A 14,833-nucleotide genomic window follows, 5' to 3' on the forward strand; every position below is an offset into this window, starting at 1 on the left:
ACCTATATTGGTTTAAGTGCGAGTACTTCTGATTTGACTCCTATAGTGAAACTCCCGGGCGAGCCCTATCCCGTTATTCCGGCAAAACCTTCTTTGTTTAACCAATTAGATAATCTTTTAAAAGAGGTTTCTGAGAGCATCAATAACGTTAGCACTCAAGCGAAATATATTTTTAACCAGAAAAATGCCAGACATGTATCTCGTATTTTAAATAATGTAGAAAAGCTTACTCATGTGGTTGCCTCGAATAGTGAACATATTGATCACAGTATAAAAAATGCGGACGTATTTTTGACTAATATTGCCAAATCCAGTAAAGAGTTTTCACAATTACTTAGAGAGTTGCAAACCGGGGTTTCTAAATTTAAAACCATGGCGGATAGCTTAAGTCATGCGGGAACTAGCGTATCAAGTACCATGGGATCTGGAAGAAATACTTTAGAAAAACTATCTCAAGAAACTTTGGCGCCTGCCTCTACATTGTTACGCCGATTAAATGCTATTTCAGTAAACCTTGAAAAGGTTAGTAATGAAATGCGTCAAAACCCTTCGGTGGTGATTCGTGGGAGTTCAGCTCCAAAACCAGGGCCTGGAGAATAAGTAATGAGAAGATTAAATAGTTTAGGGTTGTGTTTGATTTGTTTACTACTCGTTGCTTGTTCACCGGTTAAAATTCCAGCAACGAACCAATACCAATTAACTGCTTACAGCAGTAAACAACTAACAAGGCATCCTCAACGTGTGGCCCTTTGGGTGACCCCGCCTGATGCTGCTGCAGGCTATCAATCAGAGCAAATGCTTTATGTGAATAAGCCTTTTCAGCTAGAGTCATTTGCGAAAAACTCCTGGACTAATCCGCCTGCGGATATGCTTTATCCGTTAATGGTGCAAAGTTTGCAAAAAACCGGTATTTTCTATGCAGTGCTCTCTAGCTCATACAGTCAGGGTGCCGATTATCGTTTAGACACTCAGTTACTTTCTTTAGAGCAACGTTTCCTTAGAAAGCCAAGCGTACTCCAGTTTTCAGCCAAGGTCGTGTTGACTCGTGTTTCCGATAACACAGTGATTGGGTCTAAAATTATTAGTCTGCAAGTCCCATGTTCTGTAGATAATCCTTATGGTGGTGTAGTAGCCGCTAATCAGGCAACACGCCAATTTACAGCGAGGATGTCTGAGTTTGTGGTATCGCATTTATAACAAAACGCAGTTCACTTCTATATATTTTTGCTTCTTACGTCCCGTGGCTTGTTCGCGGGAAAAACCTCATCCCGAACGTAGTGAAGGATCTCCTGCATCTGGCTCTGTGCTTGCATCGGAGATCCCTCACTACGTTCGAGATGACAGCTTAACTTAATAGGAATAACAGATCTATTTCTTACCGCTCTTGTAGCAAAAAAAAAAAAAGAACTGTACAATGTCGCCTCAAGAGCCCATATTGGGATTTCGTAAATTTTTACTAATAAGAAGAATAAAGGAGATTGAGGATGAAAGCCGGATCAATTTGTAAATTAGGTCTGCTTGCAGCGAGTGTTTTATTGGTGGCAGCTTGTTCTAAGGCACCAGGAATGGCTGGAGCTGGTGTGAGTGATGCTGGTGCTAGCGCTCAAGGCCTAGGCCAATTTACTCGTTTTGCTGGTCAAGAGCCAGGTGAGTCTTATACTACTCAAGCACCTCATAACCAATTATATTTATTCTCTTATGATGACAGTGTTTTAAATCCTAAGTACCTGCCATCTGTAAATGCTCAGGCTGAATACTTGAAGTCACATTCTGGTGCCAGTGTTTTGATCGCAGGTCATACTGACGAGCGTGGTAGCCGTGAATATAACGTTGCTTTAGGTGAGCGCCGTGCAAACACTGTAGCAGACATTTTACGTATGGCTGGTGTAAGCAGACATCAAATGCGTGTAGTGAGCTATGGTAAAGAGCGTCCAATTAACTTAGGACACGATGCTGCGTCGCATGAACAAAACCGACGTGTAGAGTTTACTTATGAGGCAACAAGATGATTAATTGCAAAAGACACATTATCGCTGCTGGTTTTTCGTTAATTCTTCCTTTGACCTGTTGGTCACAGGCACCGGTAGTTGATGATAGTGATAATTTTGCAATGATGGATGGGCGACAGTCGCATGATGCGACTGTTTCCGATTCTCGATATTATGATGATCCGCCAATGGATGTGGCGCAAAATGATTACCCTTCTGATACGTATCAAGGGGATGATGGTCCAGCACTTGCTAAAGATGACCAAATGAGCGGCCCAAGTGGTTCTAATGTCTCTGACAGTGCTTCATTAATTGATAAAATCCAGGCCTTACAAAAAGAAGTGCAAGAGCTTCGTGGACAGTTAGAAATTCAAGCTCATGATTTAAAATTACTACAGCAACAACAAGTTGCCTTTTATAAAGATTTAGATTCTCGCTTAACTGGTGGTGCTTCTGTTTCAGCAAAAGCTGCTACAGATAAGCCTGCAATGGACCTTTCAGTAGGTTCTAAAGAGCCTGCGTCACGAGCCAGTACTCCTGCTGCACAAAGCGTAGCAAAAACAGCATCTACGCCAGAACCAGTAGTGACTCCTGTTTCTAGAGTAAATCCAGCTGACGAGCAAATCAGCTATTTAGCAGCCTATGAATTAATTAAAAACAAACGTTATGATGATGCCTTGGGCTCAATGAATACGTTTGTACAAAAATATCCTCGTGGTGGTTATACCTCCAATGCACAATATTGGTTAGGGGAGCTGTATTTAGTAAAAAAAGATTATGCAAAGGCAATAGAGCATTTTGATATCGTATTAAAACAGTTTCCAACTTCGAGCAAATCTGCTGCAAGCATGTTGAAAGTAGGGTATGCCTACGCTGAAATGGGCAATAAGCCCGAAGCGCAAAAATATCTGCAACAAGTAGTAAGAGCTTATCCTAATACGCCTACTGCGCAATTGGCTAATTCAAAATTACGAACAATATGAAGAAAGGAGGAGCTAATCCTCTTCTCTACGTGTCACGGATAAACCGCGGCACGTAACAGGCGACTGTTCTATTATTGAAGCAAGTTTGCCTTGTAGGTTATCTTTCTCTTTTATTCTTATACAACAGCTATAACTGGAGTTAATTCCAAGGAGATCATTATGCATTGGCTGGCTCATGCTCCTGCTAATATTGCGTTAATCAAATATATGGGGAAGAAAGATGAGAGTTCCAACAATCCAGATAACTCCTCATTGTCTTACACCTTAAATAATCTATTAAGTACCGTAAAACTTGAACAAATTGATGCTGCTCATGATGCATGGGAACCTTTAGTTGTGCCTGGGCAGGCTAAATTGGCATTATCTGAATTAGGTGAAACGAAGTTTTTGAACCATTTAGCACGGATAAAAAAGCAATTTGGTTATGAAGGTAGTTTTCTAGTCCAGTCTTGTAATAACTTTCCTCATAGCAGCGGTATGGCGAGTTCTGCTTCAAGTTTTGCCGCACTTACTCGATGTGCTGTATATGCCCTGGCTGAATTAACTCAACAAGAATTACCCACAGTGGAGGAGCAAGCCTCACTAAGCCGCCTAGGTTCTGGCTCATCTTGTCGTTCGTTCCATACCCCTTGGGTTTTATGGCAGAAGGATAACGCGGTAAAACCAATAGAGCTGCCTTATCCTGAATTAATACATCAGGTTGTAGTTATTAGTGCTGATCAAAAAGCGGTGTCGTCTAGTGAGGCGCATAAGCTCGTTAAAAGCAGTGAACTTTATGTAACGCGAGCTGAGCGGGCAGAAGAAAATTTGCAGCTATTGCTTAACGCATTTATGGCAAATGATTGGGAAAGTGCCTACCAGATTTGCTGGCGTGAGTTTCAAGATATGCATCAATTATTTAATACCTGCGCACAACCTTTTTCTTATATATCATCAAATAGTTTGGGTGTGCTGAATGATTTGCAGCAATTTTGGGATAGCAAAGGCGATGGGCCTATAGTAACCATGGATGCTGGACCAAACATTCATTTATTGTATCGATCCGATCAAATGGAAATGGCACGCGAGTTCAAACGTGATTTTCTGGTGGGTAATTATGAAGTTCTATGATTTTGAAACGACAACTTATGGTAAATGGATTTTAGTAGGGGAACATGCTGTTGTTCGTGGGCATGCAGCCTTAGTTTTTCCGGTTAAAGAAAGAAAGTTAATTTTTACTTATTCGGCTAATACCCCTTCATTAAGTGCAGATTATATGGGCAGTAGTGGTTCAGATATGCATCTACTGTTCTGGAGTGTATTAGAGCATGGACTCAAATTGCTAGGTCATTCTTTAAATCAACTCGGTGGACATTTTCTTTTAAACAGCACTATTCCAGTAGGTGGGGGAATGGGGGCTTCTGCTGCTCTTTGTGTAGCAATGAGTCGCTGGTTTTGCGCACAGCAAATGCTTGCTCAGGAAGAGTGTAATGCTTTTGCTAAAGAACTGGAACATTTATTTCATGGTAAAAGTAGTGGTTTAGATGTTGCAGGTGTTGCTGCAGAAAGTGGGGTTTATTTTAAAGCAGGAGAAGCTACTCTTTTGCGACAAACAGCGCACCCCCAGTTTTTTTTATCGTCATGCAATCAAATTGGTATTACTTCTCATTGCATTCAGCAGGTGCAGCACTTGTGGGCGAATGAGCCGCAATTAGCAAAACAGCTTGATTTGCAAATGGCTGAATCGGTTGAGGAAGCTAAAGCAGCGTTAGAGCAGGGGGGCGCTGAGGTAACTAATAATTTAGCTAAGGCCATTAATAAAGCTGCTGATTGTTTTATGCAGTGGGGTTTGGTGAGCGAGAGCCTGCAGCAGCATATGAATTGGTTGACCTCCATGGGAGCTTTGGCGGTGAAACCTACGGGTTCTGGAGGTGGCGGCTTTGTTTTGAGTCTATGGGATAGACAGCCCCCAGAACTTTTGGAATTATTGGCCGTGTAGGTTGAACTCATGGCCTAACATTAAGTTTTTCTGTGAACGATGCCTCGCTTTAGGCTATGAGTCCAATCTACAACAGGCGGTTGTCCGAGACCTAATCAACAAACTGATAATACACTTCGTTTTGTTTGATCATACCTAATTCATGACGAGCTTGCTCTTCTAAAGCTTGGTCTCCACTTTTGAGTTCTTTAATGTCTGCTTCCAGAGCTCGATTACGTACGACTAATTTATCGTTTTTCTGCTCATGGTCCGCTAATTTTTTTTGCAAAGCGACCCATTGGATTAAGTTTCCATCTCCGAGCCAAAGTTTGTGTTGGAGCACAACTAAGGCAATAATTAAAATGATAAATACTGGGCGCATAAATTTAGCTTGTAGTTAAGGTATTCATAAATTTTATTGTATTACTTTATTTCAATAAGGAGCAATATCTTAGGGAATAATTTTAGGGGTTAATTTAAACGGTGCAGCCTGTTTGCAAGCAACCAGGCCAGACTTAAGATAAATATCAAAAATGTCTACGCATAATATCTAACTCATCATTTAATTTTTCTATTTTCTCAATGAGTTCAATCGCCAGTACCACGCCAGGTAAGTTAATACCTAAATCACGATGCAAGCGAAAGGCTGATTCGATTTTATGTAATTCCTTTGGATTGAGATTCAGCTGCTCAAGCTCCGTAGATGAGTTGGAAAATAATCCATGTTCCATCATTTCACTTAATAATTGTTTCGGTATATTGTACTTATGACATACTTCGGTGTACGTGAAGGTTTTGGTTTCTTCAATAACTATGCCAACTAAAATATCATTTTTATCCATGTTTAGGCCCCCATCTTATCGCGAGGATTATAAGGCATTACTTCCGCCATTTTTTTATAAAGCTCTGTTGCCGCTTCCGTAGTTGCTGGTGGAGTAATAATCTTTAATAGTACATATTGGTTACCAGCAGTGGCGCCTGGAAGACCACGATTTTTTAATCTTAATTTTTGTCCTCCTTGTGAGCCAGGAGGAATTTTTAAGTCAATTTTTCCAGTTAAAGTAGGCACAGTCACTGTTGCACCTAAGGCCGCTTCCCAAGGTGTAATGGGAAGGGTTAGGTAAATATCATTATCCATTAGATCAAAAATTGGATGTTTGACGATTTCAACTGTCAGGTAAATATCTCCAGGTGGACCACCCTGAATTCCGGGAGCACCTTGTCCTGCCACACGAATCTGTTGACCGGATTTTACTCCTTGAGGAATTTTTACTTTCAAGGTCTGGGTTGCTTTAGCACCTTCTTGTCGGGTGGGAACTTCAATGGTTCGTGTCGTTCCATTAAACGCCTCTTCCAGACTAACATTAATTTTTCCTTGATAATCTTGTCCAGCCATTGGTTGTTGCTGATACCGCGAATGGCCAAATAAAGACTCAAAGAAATCGTCATTAAATTGTGTACCATGACTTTGATAGGGGCCGGAACGTTCGCTATGCCTGCCTGACTCTTGCTGGGCATGCGAATGAAATTCACGGTTTTTTAGGTAGTTGTCGTATTCGGTGCGTTTCACTGGATCTTTAAGAACTTCATAAGCCTCGCCCATTTCTTTAAAGCGTTCCTCTGCCTCTGTTTCTTTGCTAAGATCCGGATGATATTTACGAGCCAGCCTACGATAGGCTAGCTTAATATCTTTTTCAGTTGCATCTTGGCTTAATCCCATTATTTTATAATAGTCTTTATCCATTTCTAGACCTCAATTGCGTTTTTATTTTTGTAATACATACGTACCCGGAGCATCCGGTAATTTTTTATTCATAGTTGGTGCTTTTACCATAGAAGGGCTTGATTGTTCAACAAGCCATTCATGCCACGCTATCCACCAAGAATCCGATTTTTTTTCCGCTTCTTCCCGCCATATGGATGGGCCAATATAAGAATCATCTCTTTTCTGTTCACGAATCAAGTAATTTCGATCCTCTCGACCTGGCTCACTGATAATCCCCGCATTATGTCCACCATTGGTGAGCACAAAGGTAATATCCCCATGAATCATTAAATGTGTTTTATAAACGGATTTCCAAGGGGCTACGTGATCGTTTTCCGTACTGACTACAAAAGCAGGAGTCTGAATATTTTCAGCAACAATGTATTTTCCCCCAATGGTGAACCGTCCCTCAGCAAAGTCGTTATTGAGGAATAATTTTTCTAAGTATTCACTATGCATTTTATAAGGCATACGTGTTGCATCGGCGTTCCATGCCAACAATGCAATCATACCTCTTTGGGTGCCATGCATGTAGTCTTGAACCATTTTGGACCAAATAAGATCGTATGAACGTAACATTTGGAATGTACCTGCCATCTGTTTGGTATCTAAATATCCCTGATCCCACATCATACTTTTTAAGAAAGAGACTTCGCTGCGCGTGATGAACAATAATAATTCGCCGGCTTCAGTGAAATCACCTTGCGCAGCGAGTAAGGATAATGATTTTAGACGTAAATCATTATTTTTAGCCATCGCTGCAGCAGTAATCATGGCCAAGGTACCTCCAAGGCAATAACCCATTAAATGAATTTTAGTATTGGGTATGATGCTGGACACCGCATCAATAGCAGCCATTGCTCCTAGACGGTAATAATCTTCAAGGCCAATATTGCGGTCTTTAGAATCAGGGTTTTTCCAAGAAACAATAAAAACTGTATGTCCTTGCTGCGTAAGCCAATTAACTAAAGAGTTATTAGGTAATAAATCCAGAATATAGTATTTCATGATCCATGCGGGAAGCATTAATACAGGTTCTTTATAAACATGACTAGTTTGTGCCTCATACTGGATTAATTCAATTAAATGGTTTTGGAATACTACTTTGCCTTTAGTGATTGCTACTTGTTTTCCAGGAATAAAATTTTCTACCCCAGCAGGAGGGGTGCCTGTCAATTTTTCCATAAAATCTTTTACTGCTAATTCAGTTCCACGAATTAGATTTTTACCGTTGGAACGGATTGTTTCCTGGAATAAGTCTGGATTGCTTAATACAAAATTCGCAGGCGATACCGCGTCAAGGATTTGCCGGGTAATGAATGAAATAGTCCGTTTCACCGGCACAGGGAGTCCTGGGATTTCTGTGGCTGCTTTTAAGCCCAACTCCTCAATTTGCAAAAATTGTTCAGCCCACAGGCGCCAGGGATAGTAACTCCAATTATCAGTATGAAAGCGTACATCTTGACCATCTGCAGGTTTCTCTTGATTCAAGAGATTATTAACATAGTCGGAAAAATTCATTGCCGGAGAAACCCCTAATTTCATCATGGTGCCAGGTGCTTGCATGAGTTGCGCAATCCAGGAAAAATAGGAGATACCAATAGAAGCTGGACTAATTCCTGCAGTAATTTTGGCTAAATTAGCTTGATAGGTTTTATCGATAAAATCAAAAATATCACTCATTTCTGGAGGATCACAGTCTTTACACTCATTGGCACTTAGTGTAGCTTGTTGCACTTCAGCTGCAAGTGACGATTGTTTTTTTTTAGCAGGAACAGTCTTTGCCATTTTTTTCATGGTGTCTGTCTCGAGGCAATTTTTGTTTAATACGAAAAAGTATAGCAGTTTCTTCTGCTTATACCTACAGAGGCGACACATGCTGGTTTTTAGCAGTGCACGTAATTTTATTGGAGATTTTTTATGCGAAACTGTATGTTTAAAGTTTTAGTTGCTGGGCTTTTGGGATTGCTGGTAGGTTGTCAGTCAAATCCAGGTAAACCAGCATCTTTATTTGGTGCACCATTTGCTAATCCTTCATTTGCTCCTGCTCCTCAAGGTGATTTGACTCAATCAGTACAAGAGGCATTAATGCGCAATGATGAGCTAGCTGTAGCGCCAATCCGTGTTGAAACACGACAAAATGTAGTGATTTTATCAGGATATGTTAAAAAGATTCGTCAAAGTGATACGGCAGAATTAATTGCACGCCAAGTTCCTGGTGTTCAATCTGTAGAAAACCGTATTATCGTCCGCCCATAAATTTAAAATCCTTGATGCAGCACGCTCTAATCAAGGGTTTGCCTACCTAAGGAAAACCTTAGGTAGGCTTCGCCATATCAAGGCGTCGAATAAAAATTAGCCATAGTCAAGATCTCAAAAACACATCTCTGTACTATATTTATACAATAGAGATGTTTTATATCTTATGGAGAAAAAAATGGCTGACTTAATTCACAGTGTCTTGCCTATGCCTCGTCGCGAAATTGCTTACATCCGTCCTGATGAATCAATAAGGAAATGTATTGATTTGATGAATTCACTGGATATTGGTGCATTAGTTGTGGTGGATGATGAGAAAAAGTTGATTGGCATAGTAAGTGAACGTGATATTGTTCGCTCCTGTTTACATAAGTGCGTTAACATGGATACCGGAAAGGTTGCAGATGTTGTTTATAAAAATGTGACAATTCTGAGATCTAATGATGAAGTGGAAAAAGCAATGCAAGCCATGACTATTACGAAGCGAAGGCACATTCTAATTCGTGATGATGAGCAACAGAATTTTATAGCTATTGTGTCGATTGGTGACTTGCTTTATCACATACTGGAAGATAAATCGCGAATTATAGAGCACTTGGAAAATTACATTCATACCTATTAACAGGATAAGGATGAGTGCTATAGTATTGTTTTCAATATAAGTTTGCATCTTATGAAAACAGCATTTAAATTATTTTGGGTATTCTTTTTATTGAGCTTTAATTTATGGGCAGGGGATGGTGCGGTATCCTGGTACACCCAGGATGCGAATAAGAAGGTAACGCTTAATGTGGAATTATTTCTTTCTTCCTCCTGCCCTCATTGTCATAAGGCAGATGAGTTTTTTAGCTCATTCACCAAGACGGCTCCTTATTTGCATGTTCAACGCAATATCATTAATGAAGATAAAAATGCATTAATCCGTTTTAATCAATTATTAAGTGAACAGCATATGGATGATTTTGCAGTTCCTTCGATTTATTTTTGTAGTTCTCGTTGGCTAGGCTTTGCTTCAGCTGAAACAACAGGCAAAGATCTATTGCATGCCATTAATTATTGTAAGCAGCAAATTGAAAACGACGGCACTTTAACTCCAGCAACAATCGATACTTTACGGCATTGGGCTAATGCTAATAAATTTGACTCAGGAATGGTTGAGAAACCTTCAACATTTAATTACATTGTAACTATTGCGATAACCGATGCTTTTTCGCCTTGTGCGTTTTTCTGTTTTGCAGGCTTTTTAGCGTTTTTGTTTTTAGGCGAAAATCATAAAACTCGTATTAGCGCTAGTTTATTATTTATTCTTGCGGTGGCAATTACCCATTACTGGCAGCAAGCGCATACTAGTAGTTTTTATGAGTTACTTCCATGGCTACGAGGTCCTGCACTTATCTTAGGGGCTGCGGCAGTGTACTTTGTTGTTCAGTTTTATAAAAAGCAGTCGACCCGTTGTTGGTTGTTGTCTGTGGCATTTTTATTCGGATTTATGATCACTGTCTATCAACAAACCTGCGTTATGAATTGGTCTTATATTTTTGAGCAATGGTTAAATAATCAGCATGTATCGTCTATGCAAGCAGGATTTTATCAATTGTTGTACCAGGCGTTATATATACTACCTTTAGTGATTATATTGATTCTTTATTTGGCATTGTTTAAAGTGAGGCGATTTGCCACCATGCAGCCACGCTTAGTTCCTATAGGCTTGCTGTTTATTTTAGCGATTGCTGTGTGCTTAATCGCATACCCTCTTCTTTTAGCTAATTTAACTGTGTCGGTATTTACGGTACTTGTATTGGCTGTTTGCGGACGTTTTATAAATTTGACTTGATCTTGAACTAATGATTTGGGATCATCATTATTCTTTGTTTTTCAGGTGGTAGCATGAGTAAGCTCATTGATATTCCCGTAGTTGTTGAAAGCGGACATAAATACAAAACCTCTAATGGTATTACAGCAATTAAAGATGGTGTAAAATCAACAGGGCATGTTCATGAGCGCATGCCTAAACCAAAATGGTTACGCATCGTTAATCAGACCACTCCTGCATATAGTCAGGTAAAAGAACAGGTGCAAAAGCACCGTTTGGCCACTGTTTGTGAAGAAGCTAAATGCCCTAATATTTCAGAATGTTGGTCACATGGTACGGCAACCATTATGTTAATGGGAGCTGTGTGCACACGCGCATGTCGTTTTTGCTCAGTTGATACCGGGAACCCTCATGGCTGGCTTGATGCCGAAGAACCAGAAAATACAGCCAATACTGTCGTTTTAATGGACTTGGATTATGTGGTTTTAACTTCAGTAAACCGAGATGATTTAGCCGATGGCGGTGCACATCATTATGCAAAAACAATACAAGCGATTAAACGTCGTTCTCCTAAAACTAAAGTAGAGGCTTTAACTCCTGATTTTCAAGGTATTGAACGTGATGTTGCACTATTGTTGGATAGTGGAGTAGATGTATTTGCGCAAAATGTGGAAACGGTAGAGCGTTTAACTCATCCTGTGCGTGATAATCGTGCAGGTTACTTGCAAACATTAAATGTACTGTCCTTTGCTAAACGCTATCGCCCGGATGTTTTAACTAAAACCAGTTTGATGCTGGGGTTGGGCGAGAGCAATGAAGAGATTATTCAAACGATGGATGATTTACGGGTTCATAATGTAGATATTTTGACTTTAGGACAATATTTGCAACCTACGAAAAATCACCTGCCTATCGAACGTTATGTAACACCAGAAACCTTTGCTGAATTAAGACAAATTGGCTTGCAAAAAGGTTTTTTTGAAGTGGCTTCAGGGCCATTAGTTCGCTCCAGCTATCGCGCAGACAGGGTTTTTAAGCGAGATAATTTAGGGTTGGAGTTATAATAGTCTACATAGTACATGTAGGCTGATTGCTTGCAATATAGTCTGGACGAAAATGCATCCTCGTAGGCAACCTCATTTTCAACTACTGCGCCCAGTAACCCACCAAATCAGCCTCCCCACTCTTTAGATGATGCCGAGTATCAAAAGACTTTAGGGTGTGGCTGGCAAAAGCACAAAATATTTCTCAAGTTTTAAAATGGTAAAATGCCTGGGCAAATGGCTTTTCATCAACGAAAAATTTAACAGCTATAGCAATGATGAAATTTATATGGCCTGAAAGCCTTGTGTATACAACTGGTTGTAACCTGGTTATGCTAAACTAATTCCGCGTTTTTTCATTATCTTTTGTAAATAATAAGCCGCCACATACATAAAACCACCTAAGATAATAGCGCTTATTCCTAGCATAAGATAATAATCTTTATAGAAAGGTAAACTTTCTACTGGCGAATTAATCGTTACCGGGATTGCGACCCAAGCTGCGAGCCGGCCAGATATGGCATGAGCAAGCGAGCTTGCGAGATACCAAACCCCCATAGCGAAGGCAATGGATTTTTGATCGCAATACAAACCAATCATGCTTAAACCAATGGCACTGACCCATAATTCGGCAATGGTAATTAAAATGTAGGTCAGGGCAATGTAATTACCATTTACTACGCCATCTACTGCTCTGTGCGCGGCAAATGTCATGACCAATAAAGCAAGCCCTGAAAGAAAGACACCCGCTGCGAATTGATAGGGGATTGTAAATCGGGGAACCATCTTATAGAAACGGGGAAGTTGGCTACCGATTGCTAAAATTAAAAATGGATTTAATATTTGGTAATGAGCGGGTGAAACGGAGATGCCCCATAAATTATGGTCTGAATTATTTTGGGCAAAAAGGATGAGTGTGCTATTCATTTGATTATAGATAACAAAAAATACAATAGCCTCAACAACCAGTAAAATTGCAATCATCTGCTTGTCACGAGTGGGGCCACTAAGGCTGAGGGTCTTTTTCAAAAACCACAATATACCCATGCTGCTGCCTATCGCAATTAACGTGCTGGCAATATATACATGTGAAAACGCATAGAGCGTTAATAAGTAGATAACTACAATGTAGGCGATGAGACGAAGTATTCCTGAGCTTGAGAGCGCACATAAATCCTTTCCCCAAATCACATTATCATAAATAAAATAGCGGTTGGCGAAATTTAATGCCGCAATGGATTTTCCTATAAAGGCGATGGTCAGAATGGAAAGAGGGCCAAAACGGCTTTCTAGTAAAGCAGGGGCGATTAATGTAGCTAGAAGGGCACCCACGTTAATAGCAATGTAATAGTAGGTCATTGCTGATTTTGCCTTGATGGCATCATCAGCATAAATATGGGAAACCATACTGGAGGAGGTGCCCATTAACAATGAGTTTGTTGCTGGAATAAACGCATAGGCGGCAATAAATAATTGATCTCCTAATGTATTTACCGTATAGCCACTAAGCATCATGAGTAAGTAAGCAAAGGCGAGCATGACACTCCCAAGAAGTATCGAGCGCCTTACCCCAACGACTGTATCCGCCATAAATCCGCCTAACATAGGCATTAAATAACCTGCGGCATGGGCAACACCAATAAAGGCATAAGCTTTGGCTTGGCTATAACCGAGTCCTTTAGCCAGTAGAGGACGAGTCAAAAATAGAATTAAAATGGTATTCAATGCATAGACAGAGAATTGGCTCCAGAAGGTGATGAATACGATATTAGTAGTTTGCTTGTGTCGAAGATCTAATTCGGGTAAGCAGTCTTTTATTTCTTGAGAAATCATTTTCCCACCTCATCATTGATAATGAATCACATACAGCAAAATACTGGTAATAAGGTTACGTCATCCTTGTTCTATTCGTAGTGTTCTACGTCGTCATTGCGAACGCAGTGAAGCAATCCAGAACTCAGCTCTAACGATGCATCGCTCTGGGTTGCTTCGTCAAGATTCGCAATGACGAAATCAACATACCTGGTGAACACGTACTAAATTTAGATTATCACTTCTTTGCAAGAACTACATCTATTATGTGGGTATCATGATAGGGAAAGGTAAATATTTTACTAAAAAGGCGTTTAAGTCGTTGAAGTAGAAAGTTTTTAGGTAACATCCGAATGGATAAACTATTCAAAAACCAGGTTCCTTCAATACCAAAAAGAGCCAGTTCATCAATATTATTTAGTGTAATAGGTAGTTCCAAGCGTTGATGATCGATGACTTCAAATTGGTGTTCTTTAAAGGCTAAGATTAATTCATCATTGTTTGCTGCAACAGTGGTATTTTTTACGATCGATTTATAATAGTGACCAACTACACTGCTTAAAATAGAATCTTGTGAGATAAACTCTGCTAATTGTTGTTGCGCTACGGGAAAGGAATCGTAGGTTGTGGTGATCATTGAAAAGTGACCATTTGCTCGCGTTAGCATTTTAGCTTCATTAAACAAAATATTAATGGGAATATAGGCATTAATAAAATGAGCTAAAATTAAATCCTGGCTGTGTGCGGGCAAGAATTTACTTGCATGCGCGGCACTACATTCAATGGTAACTAATGGCAGTATTTCTTTTGCACGTCTCAACATTTCTGAAGAAACATCAATGCCAGTAAATTCTGCTAAGGGCATTGCTTGTTGTAGTTTTTTTAAAAATGAACCATCACCAACTCCTAGATCAAGAACTTTATAATGAGGTTTCATCCCCAAATAAAATTTTTGCATCTGCTCTATGGCTGCTTGATGACTCTGACTAATTGCTCCGAAGCGATTAGCAGTGGCATAATTCTCTGCGATTTCGTTATACATGGCCTTCAAGGACATGCAAAATTCCAATTTTAAAAATGATTTCGGTAAGTATATCCCTAAATTAGGGCGTTTTGCGACTGCTGTGTGAGGAAAAATTATTGTTATTTTTCTTGTAATTATTTATGAGAGTGGTATAGAGTGTGCGGTTGCGGTTTAGTCCATTAATTTATG

General features: G+C 39.9%; 15 protein-coding genes and 1 pseudogene. 10 read left to right on the top strand and 6 right to left on the bottom strand.

Translation table 11 applies throughout. The annotated features are described in order from the left end of the window. From ACQY7T_RS10025 to ACQY7T_RS10050, 6 genes and pseudogenes are all read left to right on the top strand, one after another. Positions 1-600: pseudogene (locus ACQY7T_RS10025) on the top strand (MlaD family protein); the annotation flags it as partial. 3 nt (positions 601-603) lie between these two features. Beyond that, positions 604-1,197, top strand: a complete 594-nt coding sequence (locus ACQY7T_RS10030) for an ABC-type transport auxiliary lipoprotein family protein (RefSeq protein ID WP_428413116.1) — start codon at positions 604-606, stop codon at positions 1,195-1,197. A 287-nt stretch (positions 1,198-1,484) separates the two neighbouring features. Next, the gene (pal, locus tag ACQY7T_RS10035) at positions 1,485-2,009 is read left to right on the top strand and encodes a peptidoglycan-associated lipoprotein Pal (RefSeq protein WP_428413117.1); all 525 of its coding nucleotides are present in this window, start codon (positions 1,485-1,487) and stop codon (positions 2,007-2,009) included. Beyond that, positions 2,006-2,971: a tol-pal system protein YbgF gene (ybgF, locus tag ACQY7T_RS10040; protein WP_428413118.1), complete on the top strand. Its 966-nt coding sequence runs from the start codon at positions 2,006-2,008 to the stop codon at positions 2,969-2,971. Before pal ends, ybgF begins: the two co-directional genes overlap by 4 nt. 159 nt (positions 2,972-3,130) lie before the next feature. Then, positions 3,131-4,081: a diphosphomevalonate decarboxylase gene (locus ACQY7T_RS10045; protein WP_428413119.1), complete on the top strand. Its 951-nt coding sequence runs from the start codon at positions 3,131-3,133 to the stop codon at positions 4,079-4,081. After that, complete coding sequence (locus ACQY7T_RS10050; RefSeq protein WP_428413120.1) at positions 4,068-4,949, top strand: mevalonate kinase family protein; 882 nt, start codon at positions 4,068-4,070, stop codon at positions 4,947-4,949. Before ACQY7T_RS10045 ends, ACQY7T_RS10050 begins: the two co-directional genes overlap by 14 nt. 91 nt (positions 4,950-5,040) lie before the next feature. Here the strand turns inward: ACQY7T_RS10050 and ftsB are convergent, their stop codons facing one another. From ftsB to ACQY7T_RS10070, 4 genes are all read right to left on the bottom strand, one after another. Beyond that, a complete protein-coding gene (gene ftsB, locus ACQY7T_RS10055; protein WP_428413121.1) occupies positions 5,041-5,310 on the bottom strand; it encodes a cell division protein FtsB in 270 nt (89 codons plus the stop codon). 145 nt (positions 5,311-5,455) lie between these two features. After that, positions 5,456-5,770 carry a chaperone modulator CbpM gene (locus ACQY7T_RS10060; RefSeq protein ID WP_428413122.1) on the bottom strand — a complete coding sequence of 105 codons (315 nt, stop codon included), beginning with the start codon at positions 5,768-5,770 and terminating at the stop codon, positions 5,456-5,458. A gap of 2 nt (positions 5,771-5,772) precedes the next feature. Continuing rightward, positions 5,773-6,672, bottom strand: a complete 900-nt coding sequence (locus tag ACQY7T_RS10065; RefSeq protein WP_428413123.1) for a DnaJ C-terminal domain-containing protein — start codon at positions 6,670-6,672, stop codon at positions 5,773-5,775. A 21-nt stretch (positions 6,673-6,693) separates the two neighbouring features. Beyond that, positions 6,694-8,490 (bottom strand): PHA/PHB synthase family protein, encoded by a 1,797-nt coding sequence (locus ACQY7T_RS10070; RefSeq protein WP_428413125.1) that lies wholly within the window; start codon positions 8,488-8,490, stop codon positions 6,694-6,696. Positions 8,491-8,613: 123 nt separating this feature from the next. On the opposite strand from ACQY7T_RS10070, the gene ACQY7T_RS10075 reads away from it, so the two are divergent. The 4 genes from ACQY7T_RS10075 (at position 8,614) to lipA (ending at position 11,829) form a co-directional block, all read left to right on the top strand. After that, entirely contained in the window at positions 8,614-8,952 is a 339-nt protein-coding gene (locus tag ACQY7T_RS10075) for a BON domain-containing protein (protein ID WP_428413126.1), read from the top strand. A gap of 178 nt (positions 8,953-9,130) precedes the next feature. Next, positions 9,131-9,574 (top strand): CBS domain-containing protein, encoded by a 444-nt coding sequence (locus tag ACQY7T_RS10080; protein WP_428413128.1) that lies wholly within the window; start codon positions 9,131-9,133, stop codon positions 9,572-9,574. A gap of 51 nt (positions 9,575-9,625) precedes the next feature. Further along, positions 9,626-10,786: a hypothetical protein gene (locus ACQY7T_RS10085; RefSeq protein ID WP_428413129.1), complete on the top strand. Its 1,161-nt coding sequence runs from the start codon at positions 9,626-9,628 to the stop codon at positions 10,784-10,786. A 53-nt stretch (positions 10,787-10,839) separates the two neighbouring features. Next, positions 10,840-11,829 (top strand): lipoyl synthase, encoded by a 990-nt coding sequence (gene lipA, locus ACQY7T_RS10090; protein ID WP_428413130.1) that lies wholly within the window; start codon positions 10,840-10,842, stop codon positions 11,827-11,829. A gap of 309 nt (positions 11,830-12,138) precedes the next feature. On the opposite strand, the gene ACQY7T_RS10095 is transcribed toward lipA, so the two are convergent. Further along, a complete protein-coding gene (locus ACQY7T_RS10095; RefSeq protein ID WP_428413131.1) occupies positions 12,139-13,641 on the bottom strand; it encodes a peptide MFS transporter in 1,503 nt (500 codons plus the stop codon). A gap of 217 nt (positions 13,642-13,858) precedes the next feature. Next, entirely contained in the window at positions 13,859-14,677 is an 819-nt protein-coding gene (locus ACQY7T_RS10100; protein WP_428413132.1) for a class I SAM-dependent methyltransferase, read from the bottom strand. Positions 14,678-14,833: the final 156 nt, after the last annotated feature.

It is taken from the genome of Legionella sp. (assembly GCF_965140895.1).
GTDB lineage: Bacteria > Pseudomonadota > Gammaproteobacteria > Legionellales > Legionellaceae > Legionella.